Origin of the sequence: Cohnella cholangitidis, assembly GCF_014107495.1 — a bacterium.
In the GTDB taxonomy this organism is placed as follows: Bacteria; Bacillota; Bacilli; order Paenibacillales; family Paenibacillaceae; genus Cohnella; species Cohnella cholangitidis.
Genome location: NZ_CP041969.1, coordinates 771,622 through 793,879, shown reverse-complemented (window position 1 = coordinate 793,879; position 22,258 = coordinate 771,622). Strand labels below are relative to the sequence as shown.

Sequence of the window (22,258 nt, the reverse complement as noted above, 5' to 3'; positions counted from 1 at the left end):
CAGTATGAGTAAAGTAATCGGAATAGACCTTGGTACAACGAACTCCTGCGTAGCGGTTATGGAAGGCGGCGAAGCCGTCGTTATCCCTAATCCGGAAGGAAACCGCACAACCCCTTCGGTTGTCGGCTTTAAGAAAGACGGAGAGCGCGTAGTCGGCGAAACGGCGAAACGCCAAGCGATCACGAATCCCGATCGTACCGTAAGCTCCATTAAACGTCACATGGGAACGACTCACAAAGAAACGATCGAAGGCAAAGCGTACTCCGCTCCCGAGATCTCGGCCATTATTTTGCAGAAGCTCAAAGCCGATGCGGAAGCGTATTTGGGCCAGCCCGTAACGCAAGCCGTTATTACGGTTCCTGCCTACTTTAACGACAGCCAGCGCCAAGCGACTAAGGACGCGGGCAACATCGCGGGTCTCGAAGTTCTGCGGATCGTCAACGAACCGACGGCAGCGGCGCTTGCTTACGGATTTGAGAAACAAGAAGACCAAACGATCCTCGTATTCGACCTTGGCGGCGGTACGTTCGACGTCAGTATTCTTGAGCTGGGCGACGGTTTCTTCGAAGTTAAAGCGACTAGCGGAGATAACCACCTGGGCGGAGACGACTTCGACCAAGCCGTAATGGAATGGTTGGCGGGCGAGTTCAAAAAAGAACACAGCATCGATCTGCTGAAAGACAAAGCGGCCGTACAACGTTTGAAAGATGCTGCCGAGAAAGCGAAAAAAGAACTGTCCGGCGTCGTTTCCACTACGATTTCCTTGCCGTTCATCACGGTCGTAGACGGAGTTCCGCAGCATTTGGAGCTTAATCTTAGCCGTTCCAAATTCGACGAATTGACTGCTAACCTGGTTGAGCGCACGATGGGACCTACTCGTCAAGCTCTATCCGATTCCGGCTTGACCGCGAAGGATATCGACAAAGTCGTTCTTGTCGGCGGTTCTACTCGTATCCCGGCCGTACAAGAAGCGATCAAGAAGCTGACGGGACAAGATCCTCATAAAGGCGTTAACCCGGATGAGGTCGTTGCCCTCGGCGCGGCGGTTCAAGCGGGCGTATTGACCGGCGAAGTAAAAGACGTTGTATTGTTGGACGTGACTCCGTTGTCCCTCGGTATCGAAACGGCAGGCGGCGTATTGACGAAAATGATCGATCGCAACACGACGATCCCGACAAGCAAGTCGCAAGTTTACTCCACATACGCGGACATGCAGACGCAAGTCGAAATCCACGTACTGCAAGGCGAGCGCGCCATGGCGAAAGACAACAAAACGCTTGGACGCTTCATTCTTAGCGATATCCCGGCCGCGCCACGCGGCGTGCCGCAAATCGAAGTTACTTTCGACATCGACGCGAACGGTATCGTTAACGTATCCGCGCTTGATAAAGGAACGGGTAAAACGCAAAAAATCACGATTACTTCTTCCGGCGGCTTGAGCAAGGAAGAGATCGACCGCATGCAGCAAGAAGCGGAAATGTACGCAGCGGAAGACCAAGCTCGCCGCGAGTTGGTCGAAGCTAAAAACAGCGCCGATCAATTGATCTACAGCGTTGACAAAACGATTAAGGATCTTGGCGACAAAGTCGACGCGGGCGAGATCGAGAAAGCGAACGCAGGCAAAGAGAAGTTGACGAGCGCGCTTGCTTCCGATAACCTTGAGGAGATCAAAGCGGCAACAGACGAGCTGAGCGAGATCGTACAGCAGCTGTCCGTTAAGCTTTACGAGCAAGCGGCGCAAGCGCAAGCTGGCCAAGGCGGAGCCGAAGGCGCCGCGGATGCCGGCCCTGCGAAAGACAACGTCGTTGACGCCGATTACGAAGTAGTCGACGAAGACAAGAAAAACTAAGTTTCGTTGAAATAAACCGAAAGTCAAAGTGATTTCCGCCGTTCGCGGGATCATTTTGACTTTCCTTCATGAGGAGGTGGAGAAGTGGCGAACAAAAGAGATTATTACGAAGTGTTGGAGCTACAGAAAAATGCCTCTGCGGACGACGTAAAGAAAGCATACCGTAAGTTGGCGCGTCAATATCATCCGGACGTCAACAAAGCGCCGGATGCCGAAACGAAATTCAAAGAGGTCAAAGAAGCGTACGACGTTCTGAGCGACGACCAGCAACGGGCCCGTTACGACCAATTCGGCCACCAGGATCCGAATGCCGGATTCGGAGGCGGCGGAGGTGCCGATTTCGGCGGCGGTTTCGGCGATATTTTCGATATGTTCTTCGGCGGAGGCGGCGGCCGGAGAGATCCGAACGCGCCGCAGCGCGGCAACGATTTGCAATACACGATGACGATCGAGTTCAAGGAAGCGGTGTTCGGCAAAGAGACCGATATCACTATTCCACGTACGGAAACTTGCGATACTTGTCACGGCAACGGAGCTAAACCAGGAACGAAACCGGAGACTTGCACGGTTTGCCGCGGCTCCGGTCAACAGGAAGTGGCGCAAAATACGCCGTTCGGCCGAATCGTTAACCGTCGAGCATGTACCGCTTGCTCCGGTCGGGGAACGATTATTAAAGATCGTTGCGGCACTTGCTCCGGCAGCGGTCAAGTGAAAAAACAACGCAAAATCCACGTCAAAATTCCTGCCGGCGTCGACGAGGGCGCTCAGCTCCGCGTCAGCGGCGAAGGGGAAGGCGGAGTTCGAGGCGGTCCTCCGGGAGATTTGTATATCGTTCTGCGCGTGAAATCCCATGATTTCTTCGAGCGGGAAGGCGACGACATTTTCTGCGAAATCCCGTTGACCTTTACCCAAGCGGCATTGGGCGACGAGATCGAAATTCCGACTTTAACCGAGAAAGTTAAGCTGAAAATTCCTGCGGGAACGCAAACCGGAACGTATTTCCGGTTGAAAGGCAAAGGCGTTCCGAAGCTTCGCGGTTACGGGCAAGGCGACCAGCAAGTTAAGGTGACCGTTGTGACCCCGACCCATCTGAGCGAGGATCAACGAGAGCTGTTGCGCGATTTTGCTTCCAAAAGCGGAGAGTCTACGCACGAGCAAAGCAAGTCCATCTTCGAACGTATGAAGCGTGCCATATTAGGCGATTAAAAATGAACCGTCCAGAGTAATCTGGGCGGTTTTTTATTTTTGCATAATGCGGGTTCCTGTTGAGAAATCTATGAGAATGAAGATTTTGAAGGAGGAATACACATGAACAACGAACAAGAGCAATTGCCGATCGCTTCGGCAGAGGACGTCGAATTTTCCGAAGAGCTGGCGGATCGCGACGATAAGGAAGCCCAAGAACGCGCGGAAGCGGCCGACCGAAGAGCTTCCGAGTACGAGGGGGAGTGACGAGGTTGGACATGCAGCCCCTTCAGGCGAGATTCGAGACGCAGGACCAAGCGGAATCGGTTATACGCAAGCTAGCATCTTTGCGCGGGGATCGTTTCCGATTGGAGAGGTTCAGCGGAGCATCATCCTCCCCATCCTCAGCGCAATTGCCCTCGGCTATTGGCAGTTCGGAAGCGTCACCGTTATCGGATTCCCGATTGGAGGCCTCGGTTGAGCTTACTCCATCCGCGGTCACTCCCGTTGCCGAATTCACTTTATCCGCTAATGTACCCGAAGACGCCGCGGACCAGGCTCGTACGGTTATCGTGCAGGCCGGCGGACAAATCATATAGTACGTAGAAGGACGCATCTCGCTTTGGCGTGGTGCGTTTTTTCGTACGTTTTGCCGCTATTCCTTCTGCTCATGTATGTCCATTATTCCCTCAACTCCGTAAAGGCCCTATTTTTTTCTCGCTAGGTCCATTATCCCTTTCGCTCAGAAGGTGAAGCGTTTCAGGTCATAGCTTTGATCACGCCAGCGATGAACGTCACGGAGTTAGTCCTGACTGAATGGGATAGCGGACAAAGCCAACCGCGAGCACGGCGAAGGAGGTAAAGGTTTTTGCATCATGCAAATCAGTGCGTGTATAATGAGATTCATTAAGAAGTCATAAGGCATAGAGTCATGAGGAGGAAATGATTTGCGCTGGCATGAAATCACCGTCCTGGCGACGGAGTCGTCTCAGGAAATGGTTACGCATTATTTGACTGAGCTTGGAGCGGGCGGCGTCTCGGTTGAAGAAGCATGGTCGGAGGACAAACCGAGAAACACGACTTACGGGGAAGTCTACGATACTCCGCTGAACGATATTAGACCTGGCTATGCCGTTTTCAAGGCTTATTTCTCGGAAGAGACCAAGATGGAGCCTATCGCAATAGAATTAAAGGCGTTGCTAGAAGGACTCCCGGAGTACGGATTCGATGCGGGAGAATTCACGATCGAGATCGGAGACGTGCACGAGGACGATTGGGCCGACGCATGGAAACAATACTTCAAACCGATCGCGATAACCGAGCGACTCACGATTAAGCCGACTTGGGAAGAGTATACGCCGAGCGAAGGCGAGCTCATTATCGAGATCGACCCGGGCATGGCTTTCGGAACGGGCGCGCATGCTACGACGGCGCTTTGCTTGAAAGCTTTGGATCACGCGATCAAAGGCGGAGAGCAGATCATTGACGTCGGAACGGGATCAGGAGTTCTTGCTATTGGTGCTATGAAACTTGGCGCATCTAAAGTATTGGCGCTCGATTTGGATCCGGTAGCCGTCAAATGCGCGCAAGAGAACATCGAGTTGAACGGTTACGAGAATGATGTCGAAGTTAGGCTTAGCGATTTATTAGGCGTGCTTAACGAGAGAGAATCGACCGCAACGGCCGCGGTAGGGGTAACTCCTCCCGTAGATCTCGTCGTCGCTAACATTTTGGCGGAGATTATTTTATTGTTCATCGGAGACGTCATGGAAGTGCTCAAGCCGGGCGGAATCTATATTACGTCGGGTATCTACAAGAACAAAGAAATGATCGTAGAGGCGGGATTGCTGGCGGCCGGATTCGAGATTATCGACGTGTTGAGGCAAGAAGAATGGGTGGCGTTCGTCGCCGGAAAACCGAAGGGGGACGGCCAGTGAGCTTTTTCTGGTTTCCGATAGAACATCTTCCCGTCATTATCCTGATCATGCTGATCGCTTTTACCGTACATGAGTTCGCTCATGCATGGACGGCATGGAAATTCGGAGACGATACGGCATACCGGGAAGGACGGGTTACTTTAAACCCGTTGGCTCACTTGGATTGGATCGGGATGTTGTTTCTGGTGTTGGCCGGATTCGGTTGGGCTAAGCCGGTGCCGGTTCGCCGCAGCAGATTCAAGAATCCGCGCTTGATGAGCATTCTGGTTACGGCCGCAGGGCCTCTCAGCAATTTGCTTCTTGCTTTTGTATTTTTATTTCTCATTCATTTATTAAGCGCCTTGAACGTATTCGATCATGCTTCGATTGATTTCCTGAATAATTTAGTTACTTTCGTTAACTATTGGATGGCTATCAACCTTGCGCTGTTTATCTTCAACTTGATTCCGATTCCTCCTTTGGACGGTTATCGGATAGTAGAAGAGTTTCTGCCGATTAGAACACGTATCAAGATTCAAGAAATGGGTCAATGGATCACGTTCGCTTTCCTGTTGATCATCTTTATACCGCCTCTGCGAGCCGTTACGATCAGCCCGTTGATGAGTTTAAGAGGTCCGATTTGGGACGGGATGAATAACATTCTAAACTTGATTTTCTAATCATCGGCTAATGGTCATATATGCATATTTTTTACAATCGCCTATGGTAGCGAAAAAATCCGGAACAAGGTATGATGAAGGATGGAACATAAGCGGGAGGCTATAATTAGATGCAGCGTTATTTTGTGCCCGCGGCGCTGATGGGGGAACGATCCGTCGCGCTTGAGGGAGAAGACGCCCGGCATGTGGCCGCCGTCATGAGATCCAAACCGGGAGATTGTTTTATAGCCTGCGACGGTAACGGTCGAGACGTACTCGCCAAGATCGTGTCGGTGGATAAAGATAAAGTGCAGGCGGATATCGTAGAAGAGTTATCGTCGAACGCCGAGATGGCGTGGAAAGTGACGGTAGCTCAGAGCTTGCCCAAAGGGGACAAACTCGAAATCGTTATTCAGAAGGGAACGGAAGCGGGAGCGTTCGCATTCCAGCCTTTCTTGTCGCAGCGTACGGTCGTGCAATACGATGAGCGCAAGGAAGCGAAAAGGATCGAACGTTGGCGCAAGATCGCCAAGGAGGCCGCGGAGCAAAGCCATCGAAGCATCGTTCCGCAAATCGATGCGGTCAGTTCGTGGAAAGCTTTGCTTAAGCGATTCGCCGAATATGATCTTGTACTCTTTTGTTATGAAGAAGAAGGACGTTCGGGAAACGGGCTGCGCGAGCTGCTGGCGAACTTCAAGTCCGAGCTATCCCCAACGTCGGCAACCGCGCCGCGCGTGATGGTCGTGATCGGGCCGGAAGGGGGCTTTACCCCGCAAGAGGCGGAAGCGGCAACGGCATCCGGGGCAAAATGGGTCGGACTGGGTAAAAGAATATTACGGACGGAGACGGCGGCGTTATTCGCGCTTGCTTGTCTGGCTTACGAGTCCGGAGAGTTGGGAGGAATCTGAAGATGCCTAACGTGGCATTTTATACGCTTGGCTGCAAAGTCAATTTTTACGATACCGAGGCGATCTGGCAGCTGTTCAAGAACGAAGGCTACGAGCAAGTGGACTTCGAACAGACGGCCGATGTTTATTTGATTAATACTTGTACGGTTACGAATACGGGCGACAAGAAAAGCCGGCAAATCATCCGCCGCGCGGTGCGCAGAAATCCGGATGCCGTCATCGCGGTTACGGGTTGTTACGCGCAAACGTCGCCTGCCGAGATCATGGCGATACCGGGAGTCGATCTCGTCATCGGAACGCAAGACCGCGAGAAACTAATGTCGTTCATTACCGACATTCAGAACGATCGCAAGCCGGTCAACGCGGTTCGCAATATTATGAAAACCAGGGAGTTCGAGGAGTTGGACGTTCCGGATTTCGCGGAACGGACTCGCGCGTTCTTGAAGATCCAAGAAGGCTGCAACAACTTCTGTACGTTCTGCATCATTCCATGGTCTCGCGGACTGTCCCGCAGCCGCAAGCCGGAAAGCGTACTGGATCAAGCCCGCCAGCTCGTCGCCGCGGGTTACAAGGAAATCGTCCTGACCGGTATCCATACCGGTGGATACGGAGACGACTTGGAAAATTACCGGTTAGCCAACCTGCTGGCCGACTTGGATAAAATCGAAGGTCTGGAGCGCATTCGGATCAGCTCGATCGAAGCAAGTCAGATCGACGAGAAGATGATTGCCATTTTGAACAGCTCGCCCAAAATGTGCCGGCATCTTCATATTCCGCTTCAAGCGGGCGACGACGATATCTTGAAGAGGATGCGTCGCAAATATACGACGGCGGAGTTTGCGGAGAAGATCCGTCTTATCCAAGAAGCTATGCCGGGGGTCGCGATTACGACGGACGTCATTGTCGGGTTCCCGGGCGAAACTCAAGAGCAATTCGAGAACGGCTACAAATTCATGGAAGCGATGAATTTCGCGGAGATGCACGTATTCCCGTATTCCAAGCGCACGGGAACGCCTGCGGCTCGCATGGATGAGCAGGTAGACGAAGAAACGAAGCACGAACGCGTGCATCAACTGATCGATCTGTCCGAGCGCATGCAAGCGGCTTACGGCAGGGAGTGGGTCGGCAAGGTGCTCGACGTCATTCCCGAACGGGAAGCGAAGGGCGCGGAAGGGTCCGGGCTCATTTCCGGATATACCGACAACTACATTCAAGTCGTATTCAACGGAGATCCGTCGATGATCGGCAAGCTATGCCGAGTGCGCATTACGGATTCCGCGGTGAATGAATGCCAGGGCGAGCTGTTAGAGGTATTGGATATCCAATCGCACCCGATGGCGATGCAAGCTTAGCATTTCGGATCGAAGATTTCATCGCAAGGCGGATTTGCGCAAGCATCCTCCTTTCGATGAAGTCTTTTTCTCATACATAGGAACAATAGGGGGATTCGTGGCATGAAGACGGAAATTTCCGCCGGAGGCGTAGTCTATCGTAAGCGCGAGGGACTGCTGGAAATCCAGTTGATCGAAGATCGGTTCGGACGTATGACGTTGGCGAAGGGGAAAATGGAACCGGGGGAGACGATCGAACAAACGGCGTTGCGGGAAATCGAAGAAGAGACGGGCATAACGGGGCGATTGTCCGCGCCTCTGCAAGTCATTTCTTACGTCTATGAGCATGCGCAGCTGGGTGCGGTTCAGAAGGAAGTGCATTATTATCTAGTCGAGGCGGCCAAAGGTAATCTCCAGGCACAAGTCGAGGAAATTACGGGAGTCGCTTGGCATGAACCTGCCGAAGCTTGGAAATTGCAGCGCGATTCCGGTTACGATAACAACGATGAAGTGCTCAGGCTTGCGCTTGAGAAACTAGGAGTCAAAGTATAAAGCTGAATACGGGAGTGGTAGCTGTGTCCGAGGAAACGCGGTTTCCTATATGGCAAACGGACGGCCGTTTAGCAGCCTTCATCGATTATACGTTAGTCTCTGCCGAGGCGGGTGCCAAACCTTATATCGATCTGTGCAATGAAGCGGTCGAAGACGGTTACTACGGCGTTTGCGTGAGCGGGGGATGGGTTCGATTGTGCCGGGAAAGATTAGGCGGCACTTCCGTGAAAATAAGCGCGGTAGTCGGTTTTCCGCTTGGGGCGCACGCGACTAGGGCGAAGGCGTTCGAAGCGTCCGCGGCGCTCGATGACGGCGCATCGGAGATCGATATGGTCCTATCAGTCGGCAAGCTAACGGACGGAGATTACGAAGCGGTGGAGAGGGACATCGCCGCGGTAGTCCAAGCCGTTCAAGGAGGGGCTCTGGTGAAGGTGATCTTGGAAACGGGTTTGTTGACCGATGAACAGATCGCGACCGGCGCCAAAATCGCGGAAACGGCAGGGGCGGACTACATCCAGACGTCTACGGGATTCGGCGGCAAAGGTGCTTCGGAGAAAGTCATTAGGCTCCTTAGGTCATCCATTTCGGATGCCATGGGGATTAAAGCGTCCGGAGGCATTCGGACGGCGGAGTCCGCGATATTATTGTTAAACGCCGGCGCTAATCGGATAGGCAGCAGCTCGGGAAAAGCGCTCGTTCATGGCTTATCCCGCTAAGCATGGCTAAAGATTTCCCGAGTCCGCGTTACGCCAGACAGGCAAATAGGCGATCGGAAGAGCAATTACGGAGCACAGCACGTTAAAAATCGTCTGCGCGTGCGCAATCTGGGCGGAGGGGTCGCCGGGAGAAATATAGGCCGCTGCCGCGTGCAGGATGCCGATCAACGGGTAGAAAAGCAAGGCTCCTCCCGCGTTAAGCACAAGCTGGGACAAGGCGACGAACCGGCCTCCGGGGCCTCCGCCGAGCGAAGCGACCAATCCGGTAAAACAAGTACCGATATTCGCTCCAAGCACGATCGCGACTCCGGCTTCCGGCGAGATCGCTCCCGTGGCCGCGAGCCCCATGCACATCGCGATGACCGCGGCGCTGGAATGGACTAGCGCGGTAAGCGCGGCGCCGCCAAGGACTCCCCATAACAAGTACTCGTCCGTATGTCGCATCAACGCTTCGAACAGCTCGTTTTCACGCAGGGCAGGTCCCATTCCTTGGAGAAGCTTGAAGCCGACGAGCAGCAACCCGAAGCCTCCAACGGCAACGGATACATAACGCAAGGTCGTTCCCCACCGGGGAGCGGAGCTTGCATCCCGCATTTCATTCAAAACAAAGGTAATCATCCAACCGAATGCGCCCGCGACCAGAAGCGGCTCCCCGTAGCGGTGCAATTGGAGACTCATGAGTTCCGTCGTGAAGCACGTGCCTACGTTCGTTCCGAGAATAATCCCGAAGCTTCGGGACAAAGTGAGCCATCCGGCGTTAACGAAACCTATCGTGAGCACGGTCACTGCCGTACTGCTCTGAAGAAGCGCCGAAGCGGCGGTACCGACGACGAACCCCCTAAGCGGAGTCTCCGTCGAACGGGATACCCAGTTGGAAAGTTTCCGGCCTGCCCATTGTTGCAGGGAAGTTTCCATTACTTTCATGCCGGACAATAACAAAGCAAAACCGAGCAAAGACGGGAAAATGAAGCTGGCAATCATATTCGCACCCCCCAATAACACTATGCGAAAACAGGACAAGTTTATGATCGGTTAAGGAAACGGATAAGGAGCGGATGGCAAATGAGCAGTCAAGCAGCGGTATGGTTAAACAAAGGAAGACGACCTCGTCTGGAGGAAGGACATCCTTGGATATATGCTAACGAGATCGCCAAAACGGAAGGCGAGGCGACTCCCGGGCAGTTGGTGGAAGTACGCGATCATCGCGGACAATTATTAGGAACGGGATATTGGAATCCGGCTTCGCAAATTACGGTGAGAGTCGTAGCTTACGGGCCGTTAGAAGCGATGGACGCGGGTTTCTTCAAGAAACGTTTCGAACATGCGAGAGCTCACCGGTCCCGTTTTCTCGGAGAAGAAACTTCGTGCCGCCTCGTGTACGGCGAAGCCGATTTCCTGCCGGGACTCGTCGTCGATCGTTTCAACGGCGTCCTGGTCGTCCAGGTGCTCACGTTAGGGATGGAGCTAGCGAAGGACGCTTGGCTTCCGGCTCTTATCGAAGTATTCGCTCCTCAAGGCATATACGAGAGAAGCGACGTGGGCGTCCGCACTTTGGAAGGACTGGAAGAGAGAACGGGCGTCCTGTACGGAGAATGCTCAAGGCATGTGGAGATCGTGGAGAATGGATTGAAAGTTCAGGTCGATATCGAAGGCGGGCAAAAAACCGGTTATTTCTTCGACCAGCGGGAGAACCGGGCTTCGATCAGGCCGTTGGTGAAAGGCTGGGGAGCGCGGAGCGGAATCAAGCTGGCAGAGAAGACGTCGGATGAGGGAACCGCCCGGATGGTTCCGGTCAACGAAAAAGGGAGCGAGGTTACTTTCCCTTATTGGGACGGGGCAACCGTACTCGAATGTTTCGCACATACGGGAAGCTTTACTTTGCACGCCTGCGATTACGGCGCCAAAAAAGTGACCTGCCTGGACATTTCGGAACACGCTCTTCAGACAGCGCGCCACAACGTTGAAATAAACGGCTTCACGGACCGCGTGGAGTTCGTCGCCGCCGATGCCTTCGAATATTTGCGCCAACAAGTCGCCGGTCGCGATGAACGGCAATCGCGAGCGAACGCAAAAGCGGCCGGCGTCAAGGTAGACACCTCTAAGCCGTTGACCTCCGAGGGACGGACGTGGGACGTGATTATTCTGGATCCTCCGGCCTTCGCGAAGACGAAACGCGCCGTCGAAGGAGCTCGCCGCGGGTACAAGGACATTAACTTGCAGGCGATGAAGCTATTGAACGAGGGCGGTTATTTGGTAACGGCCAGTTGCTCGTACCATGTAAGACCGGATCTCTTCCTGGAAACGATCCAAGAAGCCGCCAAGGATGCGGGTAAGATCATACGTCGGATCGAATGGCGAGGAGCGGGCAAAGACCATCCGCAATTGGCCGGCGTCGAAGAAGGGCATTATTTGAAATTCGGCATTTTCGAGGTGCGCAGCCGCAAGGAGCTCTAACGTCGGGCCTATATGCATTTGTTAAGAAAATGTTAGCAAAATGAAGGATGATTTCCTCCCGTTTCGGGAACATTTCTAACGCCTCTGGATTATCTTTAATCTAGAGGCAAGGAAACGGGAGGTTTCGATTATGGTACATGAAGTGATATTATTCGGTAAACGGGCGGTCCCATTGGAGAATAGGGCTAAAGCTCTAAGCAGCAGAAGCCGATTTAATACCCGTATGCGGGCAATGGCGGACGATCTCGAATTTCGCCGTCGCTGGAAACACGTGAGTTATATTGAACTGTGGTCGGATGCAGCGATCTTCAAATACGATGACGGCAGCAAGTGGTACATGAATATTTCTTAGTTGCAGCGAACGCCAGGGATACTGGCGTTTTTTATTTTTCGTAAGCCGATGGCAATTTTCCGAACGCCTGTGCTCCTTTCGGGTACCTATGGTACAATGGTCGAAGAATAAAAACGGCTTAAGATCGGCGATAGAAGGGATCTTGAAGGAAGTTGGAGGGTTGTCGAATGTCACTTCGGCTCATTACGGGTCGCTCCGGCAGCGGAAAGACGCGTCTGATCTTGGATGAAATTAGAGGGGAGCTGCAGAAGGATCCTTTGGGCGCTCCGCTTATTCTGCTCGTTCCCGAACAGGCGACCTTCCAGATGGAATACGCGATGGTTACGACGCCCGGACTGTCCGGGTTCATGAGGGCGCAGGTGCTTAGTTTTCGCAGGCTTGCGTTTCGGGTCATGCAGGAGACGGGCGGTTCGGCAGTCGTTCCGATTCACGATAACGGCAAAGCGATGCTTTTACATAAAGTATTGGAAGCCCGCAGAGATAGCTTACGCGTGTTTCGCGGCGGAAAAACGGAATCGGGGCTTATTTCCCGGATCAATGACCTATTCACGGAGATGAAAAGGTACGGAGTGAACGGCTCCAAGCTGACCGAGCATGCCGAAGCCGCGGCCAAACGAACGGTTGCGAGCAAGGGTTCGTCATTACTTGCGGACAAGCTCCGCGATCTTTCCTTGATCTATTCGGATATGGAGCGCGAATTGGCCGGACATTGGCTGGACGGAGAGGATATGCTGGGCTGGCTGACGAAGGGAGCCGGTTCATCGTCGTACTTGGAAGGCGCCCAAATCTGGTTGGATGGTTTTCATGGGTACACTCCGAGCGAATATGCGGTTATTGAAGCGCTGCTTAAAAAAGCGAAAAAGGTCAACATTGCGCTTTGCGTGAATCAGCCCTATGGCGCCGGCGAACGGCCGGACGAGTTAGATGTATTCCACCCGACGGCGGAGACTTCGGCACAATTGTGCGAGCTCGCGCAAGCGGTGGGAGTCGAACTTGAGGTTCCGGTCGTTCTTGAGCCCGAAGTCTCGCCGCGATTCAAACGCAATCCGATGTTGGCATTCTTGGAACGGAATTGGGAGACTCCGCGTCGCAAGCGTTGGGAAGGCGAATCCGCGTTGCTGCAGCAGAATCATCCCGAATGCGGCCTATCCTTGCACGAAGCGGCTAACCGCCGAGCCGAGGCGGAAGCGGTTGCCCGGGATATGCTATATCGCGTTAGAGAACAAGGGAGCCGTTGGCGCGATATGGCCGTGTTCGTGCGGAAAATGGACGATTACGCGGATTTGCTGGCGATCGTGTTCGGCGACTACGGAATACCGTATTATTTGGACGGCAAAGCTCCCGTCTCCCACCACCCGTTCGTGGAATTCGTCCGCTCGGCGCTCGAATGCGTGAGCGGCGGATGGAAAGCGGAAGCCGTATTTCGGTGCGCCAAGACGGATTTGTTAGGGACGCCTGAACGGAGAGTGTCCCGCGGCGAAATCGATCGCTTGGAGAACTATGTTCTAGCGGCAGGAATCGACGGTTGGCGATGGCATTCGGCCCAGGCTTGGTTTCCGTTATTCCGCGGCGATTTGGAGACAGACGGAACGACCGACGAGGCCGATGAGACGTTGCAAAGCTTGATAGAGGTACGGGATGCTTTGCTCAAGCCCCTATTGGCAATGGAAGAAACAATGAAAGCGGCACGATCCGTCAGAGAACTATGCGAAAGTCTATTTGCCTTTCTGGAAGAGACCGGCGCCGCCGACGTCTTGGAAAGCTGGAGCGCGGAAGATCTCGCGGCGGGCAAGCCGGGTAGAATGGCCACGCACCGTCCGTTATGGGACGGGGTTATCAATCTACTGGATCAATTAGTAGAGCTCATGGGGGAACAGTCTCCGGATGTTCAGCTCTTCGCCGGAATGATCGATTCCGGATTGGAGGAGCTTAAGCTAGGAGCCGTGCCTCCCTCGCTCGACGGCGTATTGATCGGCAGCCCGGAGAGGACGCGATCCGACCGCGTGCGCATCGTTTACTTGCTCGGAGCGAATGACGGCGTGCTGCCGATGAGAATCTCCGAGAACGGTTTGCTCGCCGAGGAAGAGCGCGACCAAGTCGCCGCCTCGGGGCTTAAGCTTGCGCCAGGTTCGCGCAGACGGCTGTTGGACGAAGCTTTTTTGGCGTACTTGACTTTCACGACCGCGTCCCGGCATCTATGGGTCAGTTATCCGCTGGCGGACGACGAAGGGCAAGGCCTGCTTCCGTCGGAATGGATCAGCAAGATCAAGAAGAAATTTCCGGGCATTCCCGTCCGATCGGTTGCAGCGGAACCTCAGGAAACGCAATCGGAAGAGGAACAGCTTAGTTATGCGGCGCATCCCGGAAGGGCGATGACCTATGTGCTGGCGAGACTGCGCGCCTGGCGGCAAGGAGAAACGTTATCGGCCGGCTGGTGGGCGGTCTACAATTGGCTTAGGGGGCAGACGAACTGGAACGGTCGGCTCACTTCTCTGATTTCATCTTTGAATCATACGAACGAAGAGCGGCCGTTAAGTCCGGAAACGAGCCGAGCGCTATATGGAGATCGCCTCCTAGCCAGCGTATCCAGGATGGAACGGTTCATCGCTTGCCCGTTCCAGCACTTCGCCGTCCACGGATTGCGGCTTCAAGAACGCCGTTTGTTCCGGGTCGACGCGCCGGACATCGGCCAGTTGTTTCACGCGGCATTGCGCCAAACGACGGAAAAGCTGTTCGCGGCAGGACCTGCAGGAATGGACTCGCTGCGCTGGCAGATGGAAGCCGCGGCGGCGGTGGACAAGCTGCTCCCCCGCGTTCAGTCGCAAATTCTATTATCCTCTCATCGCCACCAAGTAATGGCGCGCAAGCTGAGAGATATCGTCACGCAAGCTTCGGCGATACTGGGGGAGCAAGCCGCGCTGTCGGCCTTCAAGCCCGTCGGGCTCGAATTGAGCTTCGGACCGAAGGGATTGCTGCCCGCCCTGTCTTTGGAATTGGACGGAGGAAGATGGATGGATATCGCCGGCAAAATCGATCGCGTCGATGCGGCCCAATCTTCTTCGGGGCTCCTCTTGCGCATAATGGACTACAAGTCTAGCGCCATGAAGCTGAAGCTGGACGAGGTGGCGCACGGTTTGTCGCTTCAAATGCTTACTTATTTGGACGTCGTCGTCTCGCACGCGCCGCATTGGCTCGGGCAACCGGCCCAACCTGCGGGAGTGCTCTATTTTCACGTGCAGAACCCGCTGCTGAGCACCCCGAACGGAATGCCGAAAGAAGAAGCCCGCAACGCCTTGTTCCGACAATATCGGATGCAGGGCTTGCTGCTATCCGACGGGGAATCGGTTAAGCTGATGGACGAATCTCTTAATCATGGCAATAAATCCGCGGTCGTGCCGGTAGAGTTCAAGAAGGACGGAACGTTCTCCGCGCGTTCGCAAGTCGCCGACAAGAGTCAATGGGAAGTGCTTCGCGGCTCGGTACGCTCACAAATTCGCCGTATCGGCAAACGGATTGTCGACGGAGACGTGGCGATTACCCCATATCGGCTCGATAAGCGCAGCCCATGCACGTATTGCGATTTTCGTCCGGTATGCCATTTCGACAACCAAATTGAAGGAAATGCTTATCAAGCTTTAAGCAAGGCAAGCAACCGAGAGGAACTTTGGCAGAGGCTGGCGAACAGCGCGCAAGGAGGGGACTTGAAGTGACGCAGCTTACAACCGAATGGCCGCCTAAACCGGACAATAGCCGTTGGACCGACGAGCAATGGGCCGCGATTAACGCGGACGGGTCCAACTTGCTCGTTGCGGCTGCAGCCGGATCGGGCAAGACGGCCGTGCTCGTCGAGAGGATTATTTCGCGGATCGCCGACGAGAATCGTCCGCTCGACGTGGATGCCATGCTCGTCGCCACGTTCACGAAAGCCGCAGCGGCGGAGATGAAAGAGCGAATTCGTCATGCGCTGGAAGAAGCGTTGGAGAAAGACCCGGAATCCAAACATCTGCGACGCCAGATCGCGTTGCTGCCTAGGGCGTCGGTCACGACGCTTCATTCCTTCTGTCTGGAAGTCGTGGAACGCTACGCTCCGCTGATCGGGCTTGATCCCGGCTTTCGCATGGCGAACGAGACGGAAGCCGAGCTGCTCAGGATGGATACGCTCGACGAGTTGTTCGAGGAGCGGTACGAAAACGAAGGGGAAGCAGGGGCGTTAGCCTCGTTGGCGGATCACTTCGGAGGGGAAAGAAGCGACGAACCGCTGCATCGGCTAGTGCTTGAATTATTCGAGTACGCGGGAAGCCATCCGTGGCCGGCATTCTGGCTTCGGAGGACGGCCGGCGAGTTCGAACAGGCGCAAGCCGAGTCGCTGCTTGGTTCATTGTGGGTGAAGAGCTTGCTCGAGGATGCCGTGCTGCTGTTGCAGGGCACGCTTCACCTGCTTCGCGGCGCATTGCGCATTGCCCATGAACCGGGAGGACCGGAGCCGTATATCGAAACGTTATTCGCGGACATAGACGGATTGGAGAAAGTGACGATCGCGTTCGAGTCGGGGACTTGGGAAGATTGGCAAGCCGCGGTCGCGAATATTTCCTTCGGGCGGCTCAAGCCGTGCAAGGGCGATGAATACGATGCCGATCTGATCGACAGAGTCAAAGGGATTCGAGATTCGGCGAAGAAGGCGACGGCCAAGCTGTCCGAGGAATGGCTCGTCCGTTCCCCCGGGCAGTATGCCGCCGAACTTCGCGCTTTGGCTCCGGCGATGGGACAATTGGCCGAGCTCGCAGTGGAGTTCGGAGAGCGATACGAGCAAGCCAAGCGGGCGAAAGGCCTGCTCGACTTCAGCGATCTGGAGCATTACGCGCTGCGCGTTCTGCGGGATCCCGCGTCGACTCCGGAGCGGAGCATCCCTTCCCTGGCGGCTAACGGTTTCATGGAGCGCTACTCCGAAATCTATTTGGACGAATACCAGGACACGAACGAGGTTCAGGAAGCCATCGTTGCCCTCATCTCGCGTAAAGCTCCGGGCAACGTGTTTATGGTCGGGGACGTCAAACAGAGCATTTATCGTTTTCGTTTGGCCGAACCGGGCTTGTTTCTGGAAAAATACCGTACGTATAAGGCGTATGGCGAAGCGGAAAATTCCGGGAACGCTGCTGATCCGGATGGATTGCGGATCGATCTGGCTCGCAACTTCCGCAGCCGCAGAGAAATCCTGAACGCCGTTAACCACGTGTTCAGGCTTATCATGCATGAACCCGTCGGAGAGATGAATTACGACGAACGCGCCGAGCTGATCTACGGCGATGGATATCCCGACGGCGGCGCGCCGAATCCCTATTCGGTCGAATTGATTCTACTGGATACCGCGCCGGGAGCAGGGGCCGACGCCGTCGAATCTGGCGAGGAAATCGCGACCGCGCCGGAAAAGGCGGATTCCGGAAGTTCCGAAGGGAATGAAGACGGTACGGGTTCTTCCGAAGGGGCGGAAGAGACGGAAGACGTAGAATCGGCGCAGCTTGAAGCGAGATGCATCGCGGCCGAAATCCGCAAATTGATCGGGGCGGACGATTCGGGACAGCTCCCGTTCGCGGTTTACGACGGCAAGGCGAAGCTGCACCGCCCGGTTCAGTACCGGGACATCGTCATTCTGCTTAGAGCCGTTACCGCGTTAGCCCCTACGTTTCTGGACGAGCTCAAGGCCGCCGGGATTCCCGCTTACGCGGATCTGGCAACGGGTTATTTCGCGGCGACGGAAGTCGACATCGTGCTGTCTCTGTTGTCCATCATCGATAATCCGCACCAGGACATTCCGCTGGCGGGCGTACTGCGTTCGCCTATCGGGGAGTTTACGGCCGAGCAGCTCGCGCAAATCCGGTTAGCCCGCCGCAACGGTTCGTTCTGGGAGGCGGTTAACGCGGCTGCCGGCGTCATGGACGCTACCGGCGACGCTGCGTCGGATGATCTGAGAGATCGGCTAACCGGATTCATAAGCCGTCTTGAGCAATGGCGAGACTATGCGCGCAAGGAACCGCTAGGAGATCTGCTATGGATGTTGTATCGCGAAACCGGCTACTATGACTACGTAGGCGGGTTGCCGGGAGGCGGGCAGAGGCAAGCGAACTTGCGAGCTCTCGTCAACCGGGCCGTCCAGTACGAACGTTCCTCCAGATTCCGGGGCCTGTTCCGGTTTCTCCGCTTTTTGGGCCGCATGCGCGATACCGGAGCCGATCTCGGAGCCGCGCGCGCGCTCGGCGAGAGCGAGAACGTCGTGCGAATCGTATCCATCCATCGAAGCAAAGGACTGGAGTTCCCGGTCGTATTCGCGGCGGGGCTATCGCGTAATTTCAACCGGAGAGACTTAAACGGCGCTTTCTTGAAACATAAGAAGCTAGGATTCGGGCCGAGAATGATGGAGAAGGACACTCGCGTTACGTACCCGACATTGCCGCAGCTCGCCATCCGGCGGAAATTGGCGGCGGAAATGCTCGCCGAGGAAATGCGGGTGCTGTACGTGGCTTTGACCCGTCCCAAGGAGAAACTCTATCTAATAGGCACGAGCAAGAACGCCTCCAAGCAATGGGAGCAGTGGAGCGAAACCGCGGCCATGGCCGAGATGACCTTGCCGACTTTCGCCGTTGCCGCCGCGGGGAAGTACTTGGATTGGCTCGGACCGGCTGCGGTCATCGCGAGCGGCATTCAGGACCCGGCACGGAAATGGAATTGCCGCATCGTTCCGGCCAAAGAGTACACCGTGCAATCGGCCGGAGCATCGGAAGACCGGCCTGACGAGGGGCAATTATGGAACGCCGTATTGAACGGAGAGAAGGTTGATTTGGAAGAGGCCGGGACGTATGAACGGGTTAACCGTATTCTATCCTGGGAATACGAGGATGCGGCTTCGACGCGCTTAGCAGCCAAAACCTCGATAACGGCTCTGAAAAATCGATTGCAGGATACAAACGCCCTAGTCTCTTCCGAACGAATGCCGGAGCCATCGGTTCACACCGATGAGTGGAATGAACGGTCCGAAGGGGAAGGATGGCCGGAATCGTATACGGCTGAGGTTCGGGCTAGTTCAACGCAGACGTATCGTCTTCGCCGTCCGCGTTTTATGTCCGCGCGCCAACTGACTCCTGCCGAGCGGGGAACCGCGTTCCACTTGGTCATGCAGCATTTGCCGGTACAAGAAGGCTTAACCGAACAGCAAATCGAAAGCTTGCTTGAGAGCTTGGCGGAGCGCAGGATTCTGTCGGAAGAGCAGCGCAAGGGAGTGGCTGCGGCAGAGGTCGCGGCATTTTGCCGGACGTCCATCTATTCGCGGATATGCCGATCTTCGCGGGTGTGGAGGGAAGTCCCGTTTACGTTCGGTCATGATGCGGCAGCCGTTTACCCTGGATCGATTTCGCCTTCTTCGGGAGAGACGGTCATCATACAAGGGGTTATCGATTGTTTGTTCGCGGAAGAAGACGGGCTCGTCCTCGTAGATTACAAAACGGACGTCCTTAAGGGGATGGATCCGAAAGAGGCGGCGGAGAAGCACCGTTTCCAAGTGGAGAAATACGGCGAGGCGGTTAGCGGCATTCTGGATACGCCGGTGAAGGAAGCTTACGTGTATTTTTTCGATGGGGGACATTCCGTACGTCTAGTCTAAAAGGGGTTAAACCGGTTTTTCGGAACAGTAGATTCATTACCGGGATTTCAGGAGGAAATCGACATGTCGGATAACGTTCAAACAAAAAGATCCTATAAGGCGCCTGTTATCTTTATCGTTCTTGTGGTTCTCATGACGCTAATCATCGTCGTGTATACCAAATATTTGACGACGAAGCAGGTTCATACGACGGATCAAGGAAAACAATTAGCCGAGCAGTACGTTTACGCTCAAGTTTATGCCGATCGGCTTCACGACGGAGCCGAAGGGCTGTTGAACGCCAAGACCGAGGCCGAGCGGCTGCGCGCGGTTCGATTGCTGGGAGAAGCCGATCTCGCTTCCTCGGAAACGGTAGGCTTATTCGTAGAGGCCGCGCATTTATCCTCGGGACTATCCAAGGAAGAAGCGGCCAAACCGTTATTCGGCGCGATGAATGCCGTTATGGGCGAGGAAAGCCCGTTAGCCGCGGTCGGAGAGCATGAGGGCCAGCTTACCGACGCGGAGATCGCCATGCTGACTCTCGTGCGGGACGGCGCGGCGCAAATGCAGCAAGCTCTTGATAAGTTTCGCGCCCCCTCGGGAGAAGCGGGCTTTAGGCAGATGGTCACGGTAGCCGAATGGGTGCCGAACGCCGTCGAAGCAAGCAAAAGCCTAGAGGAATTAGCAAAACGGTTCTAAAGAAAGTTTCGTGAAATTCGGATGCAGCTCCCGACGGGGCGCCCATTTATTGGGCCTTCAAGTAGCCATTCGCCCACATCGGCATATGATGTTGGGGAAGGCAAGCGCCCAAGGAGGGAAATCCGATGGAGAAACCGAAACCTCAGCCGGCACCGCAACCGGTGCCGAAAAAAACCGAGAAACCGGCTGTTTACCCGGTGGCGGAAGAGCACCATCATCATAAGGAGCACGAGCACGAGCACCACAAGCACCATCACCATAAGGAGCACGAACACGATCATCACAAGCATGAGCATGAGCACCACAAGCACCATCATCACAAGCACGAGCATCACGTAGCGGTTCATCCCGTTGCCAAAAAAGTTACGAAGTCACTGTGCGAATCTCACATGCACCGATATGTGGAAGTTCAAGCCGCGGACGGATATTGTTATGACGGGATCGTCGAACACGTGGACGACGAATGGGTATGTTTAGCGGTTCCCGGCTCCGTGGAGCATATGCGCGGGTTCTTTCCGCAGCCGCCGTTTTTTTCCCCGTTTAGCCCTTTTTCTCCGTTCCGCCCAAGGCGGTTCAACAGATTGATCCTTCCGCTCGCGGGATTGGCCGCCATCTCGCTGCTGCCGTATTACTGGTAAGCGTCCGAGGAGAGAAGGAGGCCTGCCGCGAAGGCGGGCTTCTTTTTTTTGTTTTGCGTATGCGGTATGATGGATATAACTGATGTTAAGGGGTTGTGTTCATTGTCAGATTGCCTATTTTGTAAAATCGTCGAAGGGACGATTCCCTCGCGCAAAGTATTCGAAGACGATCGAGTCGTCGCTTTCCATGATATCCAACCGCAGGCGCCCGTTCATCTTCTGGTCATTCCGAAAAAACATATCGCTTCGATGAACGAATGGGAGGTTAACGACTCCGCTTTGCTTGGACATACGTTATTGGCGGCTCGTCAGATCGCCCATGAAGCGGGATTGTCCGAAACGGGTTACCGGCTGGTAAACAACTGCGGAAGCGATGCGGGACAAGTCGTATTCCATGTCCATTGGCACATTCTCGGAGGAGAGAAGTTAGCCAACCTTAACCCGCCCGCGAAATAGGTTTTCATATCGCTTAGCAACACTTTGTGCAGAGGAAAAACTTAGTTCCGAACGAATGCAATTTTTCGGCAGACTCAAGTTGACACTCCCTTTCCTCTTCACATATAATATAGTTTGATAACCGTGTTGGGTCTGTTGCGGAGGGAGGGAAAACAGGTGGCCGAAACAAAAGTACGAAAAAATGAAACAATCGACGCTGCACTCCGCCGCTTTAAGCGTTCCATTGCCAAAGACGGCGTTCTCGCGGAAGTGAAGAAACGTAAACATTACGAGAAACCAAGCGTTAAGCGGAAGTTGAAATCCGAAGCTGCGCGCAAACGGAAGTTCTAGGAGGAATCCGCACTCATGAATCTTGCGGAAAGATTGAACGAAGACATGAAACAAGCGATGAAGAGCGGCGAGAAATTTCGCCTTCAGACCATTCGCATGGTTCGTGCATCGATCAAAAACCAAGAAATCGAGCTGCGCCGCGCGCTTGACGATAACGAAACGCTTAATATATTGAGCCGTGAACTCAAGCAGCGACGCGATTCCGTCCTCGACTTTGAAAAAGGCGGACGGGAAGACCTCGTGAGCAAAGTGAAAGCAGAAATTGAGATCATCTCCGAATATCTTCCACGACAGCTTACGGAAGAAGAAGTCAAAGCCATTGTTGTACAGACCATGCAAGAAACCGGTGCTTCTTCTAAAGCCGATCTGGGGAAATTGATGGGCGCTCTTATGCCCAAGGTGAAGGGAATTGCTGACGGCAAGCTCGTCAATGCAATCGTCCAACAATCTCTGCAATAATTCCGACATGAACGACTGGCACTCCCTTACGGGAGTGCTTTTTGCTATTTGTATGTCGAAAGCGGGGCCCTCGCTAATTTTCAACGGCGGGGTATCCGATACTTAGATCAGACGGATTGAAACG

The 22,258-nt window shown here is 54.5% G+C and carries 20 protein-coding genes; 19 read left to right on the top strand and 1 reads right to left on the bottom strand.

Annotated features, from left to right (window positions below; genetic code table 11):
• Positions 1-4 precede the first annotated feature (4 nt).
• The 10 genes from dnaK to deoC all read left to right on the top strand — a co-directional run bounded on the left by dnaK (position 5) and on the right by deoC (position 9,116).
• On the top strand, positions 5-1,849 hold the full coding sequence (dnaK, locus tag FPL14_RS03995; RefSeq protein ID WP_182301803.1) for a molecular chaperone DnaK: 1,845 nt from the start codon (positions 5-7) through the stop codon (positions 1,847-1,849).
• An 84-nt stretch (positions 1,850-1,933) separates the two neighbouring features.
• Positions 1,934-3,055 (top strand): molecular chaperone DnaJ, encoded by a 1,122-nt coding sequence (gene dnaJ, locus FPL14_RS03990; RefSeq protein ID WP_182301802.1) that lies wholly within the window; start codon positions 1,934-1,936, stop codon positions 3,053-3,055.
• Positions 3,056-3,157: 102 nt separating this feature from the next.
• The gene (locus FPL14_RS03985; protein ID WP_182301801.1) at positions 3,158-3,301 is read left to right on the top strand and encodes a YfhD family protein; all 144 of its coding nucleotides are present in this window, start codon (positions 3,158-3,160) and stop codon (positions 3,299-3,301) included.
• Between the two features lie 5 nt (positions 3,302-3,306).
• Positions 3,307-3,633, top strand: a complete 327-nt coding sequence (locus FPL14_RS03980; RefSeq protein ID WP_182301800.1) for a hypothetical protein — start codon at positions 3,307-3,309, stop codon at positions 3,631-3,633.
• Positions 3,634-3,981: 348 nt separating this feature from the next.
• Positions 3,982-4,971, top strand: a complete 990-nt coding sequence (gene prmA / locus FPL14_RS03975; protein ID WP_182301799.1) for a 50S ribosomal protein L11 methyltransferase — start codon at positions 3,982-3,984, stop codon at positions 4,969-4,971.
• Complete coding sequence (locus FPL14_RS03970) at positions 4,968-5,630, top strand: site-2 protease family protein (protein WP_229263770.1); 663 nt, start codon at positions 4,968-4,970, stop codon at positions 5,628-5,630. Before prmA ends, FPL14_RS03970 begins: the two co-directional genes overlap by 4 nt.
• A 110-nt stretch (positions 5,631-5,740) precedes the next feature.
• On the top strand, positions 5,741-6,517 hold the full coding sequence (locus tag FPL14_RS03965; RefSeq protein ID WP_182301797.1) for a 16S rRNA (uracil(1498)-N(3))-methyltransferase: 777 nt from the start codon (positions 5,741-5,743) through the stop codon (positions 6,515-6,517).
• Between the two features lie 2 nt (positions 6,518-6,519).
• A complete protein-coding gene (mtaB, locus tag FPL14_RS03960; RefSeq protein ID WP_182301796.1) occupies positions 6,520-7,869 on the top strand; it encodes a tRNA (N(6)-L-threonylcarbamoyladenosine(37)-C(2))-methylthiotransferase MtaB in 1,350 nt (449 codons plus the stop codon).
• Positions 7,870-7,971: 102 nt separating this feature from the next.
• Positions 7,972-8,400: an NUDIX hydrolase gene (locus tag FPL14_RS03955; RefSeq protein WP_182301795.1), complete on the top strand. Its 429-nt coding sequence runs from the start codon at positions 7,972-7,974 to the stop codon at positions 8,398-8,400.
• A 23-nt stretch (positions 8,401-8,423) separates the two neighbouring features.
• The gene (gene deoC, locus FPL14_RS03950) at positions 8,424-9,116 is read left to right on the top strand and encodes a deoxyribose-phosphate aldolase (RefSeq protein ID WP_229263769.1); all 693 of its coding nucleotides are present in this window, start codon (positions 8,424-8,426) and stop codon (positions 9,114-9,116) included.
• 6 nt (positions 9,117-9,122) lie between these two features.
• Here deoC and FPL14_RS03945 read toward each other — a convergent pair whose 3' ends face one another.
• On the bottom strand, positions 9,123-10,097 hold the full coding sequence (locus FPL14_RS03945; protein WP_182301794.1) for a Na/Pi cotransporter family protein: 975 nt from the start codon (positions 10,095-10,097) through the stop codon (positions 9,123-9,125).
• Positions 10,098-10,178: 81 nt separating this feature from the next.
• On the opposite strand from FPL14_RS03945, the gene FPL14_RS03940 reads away from it, so the two are divergent.
• The 9 genes from FPL14_RS03940 to FPL14_RS03900 all read left to right on the top strand — a co-directional run bounded on the left by FPL14_RS03940 (position 10,179) and on the right by FPL14_RS03900 (position 22,134).
• Positions 10,179-11,570 (top strand): class I SAM-dependent rRNA methyltransferase, encoded by a 1,392-nt coding sequence (locus FPL14_RS03940; protein WP_182301793.1) that lies wholly within the window; start codon positions 10,179-10,181, stop codon positions 11,568-11,570.
• A gap of 130 nt (positions 11,571-11,700) precedes the next feature.
• The gene (locus FPL14_RS03935) at positions 11,701-11,922 is read left to right on the top strand and encodes a hypothetical protein (RefSeq protein ID WP_182301792.1); all 222 of its coding nucleotides are present in this window, start codon (positions 11,701-11,703) and stop codon (positions 11,920-11,922) included.
• Between the two features lie 167 nt (positions 11,923-12,089).
• Positions 12,090-15,632: a helicase-exonuclease AddAB subunit AddB gene (gene addB, locus FPL14_RS03930; protein WP_182301791.1), complete on the top strand. Its 3,543-nt coding sequence runs from the start codon at positions 12,090-12,092 to the stop codon at positions 15,630-15,632.
• Positions 15,629-19,573: a UvrD-helicase domain-containing protein gene (locus tag FPL14_RS03925; RefSeq protein WP_182301790.1), complete on the top strand. Its 3,945-nt coding sequence runs from the start codon at positions 15,629-15,631 to the stop codon at positions 19,571-19,573. Before addB ends, FPL14_RS03925 begins: the two co-directional genes overlap by 4 nt.
• A 63-nt stretch (positions 19,574-19,636) precedes the next feature.
• Positions 19,637-20,251 (top strand): hypothetical protein, encoded by a 615-nt coding sequence (locus tag FPL14_RS03920; RefSeq protein WP_182301789.1) that lies wholly within the window; start codon positions 19,637-19,639, stop codon positions 20,249-20,251.
• Positions 20,252-20,376: 125 nt separating this feature from the next.
• Entirely contained in the window at positions 20,377-20,889 is a 513-nt protein-coding gene (locus tag FPL14_RS30450; RefSeq protein WP_324617867.1) for a hypothetical protein, read from the top strand.
• A gap of 102 nt (positions 20,890-20,991) precedes the next feature.
• On the top strand, positions 20,992-21,345 hold the full coding sequence (locus FPL14_RS03910) for a histidine triad nucleotide-binding protein (RefSeq protein WP_229263768.1): 354 nt from the start codon (positions 20,992-20,994) through the stop codon (positions 21,343-21,345).
• Positions 21,346-21,501: 156 nt separating this feature from the next.
• Positions 21,502-21,675 (top strand): 30S ribosomal protein S21, encoded by a 174-nt coding sequence (gene rpsU / locus FPL14_RS03905; RefSeq protein WP_115990702.1) that lies wholly within the window; start codon positions 21,502-21,504, stop codon positions 21,673-21,675.
• A 15-nt stretch (positions 21,676-21,690) separates the two neighbouring features.
• Positions 21,691-22,134, top strand: coding sequence for a GatB/YqeY domain-containing protein (locus FPL14_RS03900; protein ID WP_182301788.1), 444 nt, complete (start codon positions 21,691-21,693; stop codon positions 22,132-22,134).
• Positions 22,135-22,258 lie beyond the last annotated feature (124 nt).

What these genes read in the sequence shown, in the direction of transcription:
- dnaK (WP_182301803.1), top strand. Translation starts at nt 5, where the DNA reads ATGAGTAAAGTAATCGGAATAGACCTTGGTACAACGAACTCCTGCGTA.
- FPL14_RS03985 (WP_182301801.1), top strand. Translation starts at nt 3,158, where the DNA reads ATGAACAACGAACAAGAGCAATTGCCGATCGCTTCGGCAGAGGACGTC.
- FPL14_RS03965 (WP_182301797.1), top strand. Translation starts at nt 5,741, where the DNA reads ATGCAGCGTTATTTTGTGCCCGCGGCGCTGATGGGGGAACGATCCGTC.
- mtaB (WP_182301796.1), top strand. Translation starts at nt 6,520, where the DNA reads ATGCCTAACGTGGCATTTTATACGCTTGGCTGCAAAGTCAATTTTTAC.
- FPL14_RS03955 (WP_182301795.1), top strand. Translation starts at nt 7,972, where the DNA reads ATGAAGACGGAAATTTCCGCCGGAGGCGTAGTCTATCGTAAGCGCGAG.
- FPL14_RS03945 (WP_182301794.1), bottom strand. Translation starts at nt 10,097, where the DNA reads ATGATTGCCAGCTTCATTTTCCCGTCTTTGCTCGGTTTTGCTTTGTTA.
- FPL14_RS03940 (WP_182301793.1), top strand. Translation starts at nt 10,179, where the DNA reads ATGAGCAGTCAAGCAGCGGTATGGTTAAACAAAGGAAGACGACCTCGT.
- FPL14_RS03935 (WP_182301792.1), top strand. Translation starts at nt 11,701, where the DNA reads ATGGTACATGAAGTGATATTATTCGGTAAACGGGCGGTCCCATTGGAG.
- addB (WP_182301791.1), top strand. Translation starts at nt 12,090, where the DNA reads ATGTCACTTCGGCTCATTACGGGTCGCTCCGGCAGCGGAAAGACGCGT.
- FPL14_RS03920 (WP_182301789.1), top strand. Translation starts at nt 19,637, where the DNA reads ATGTCGGATAACGTTCAAACAAAAAGATCCTATAAGGCGCCTGTTATC.
- FPL14_RS30450 (WP_324617867.1), top strand. Translation starts at nt 20,377, where the DNA reads ATGGAGAAACCGAAACCTCAGCCGGCACCGCAACCGGTGCCGAAAAAA.
- FPL14_RS03900 (WP_182301788.1), top strand. Translation starts at nt 21,691, where the DNA reads ATGAATCTTGCGGAAAGATTGAACGAAGACATGAAACAAGCGATGAAG.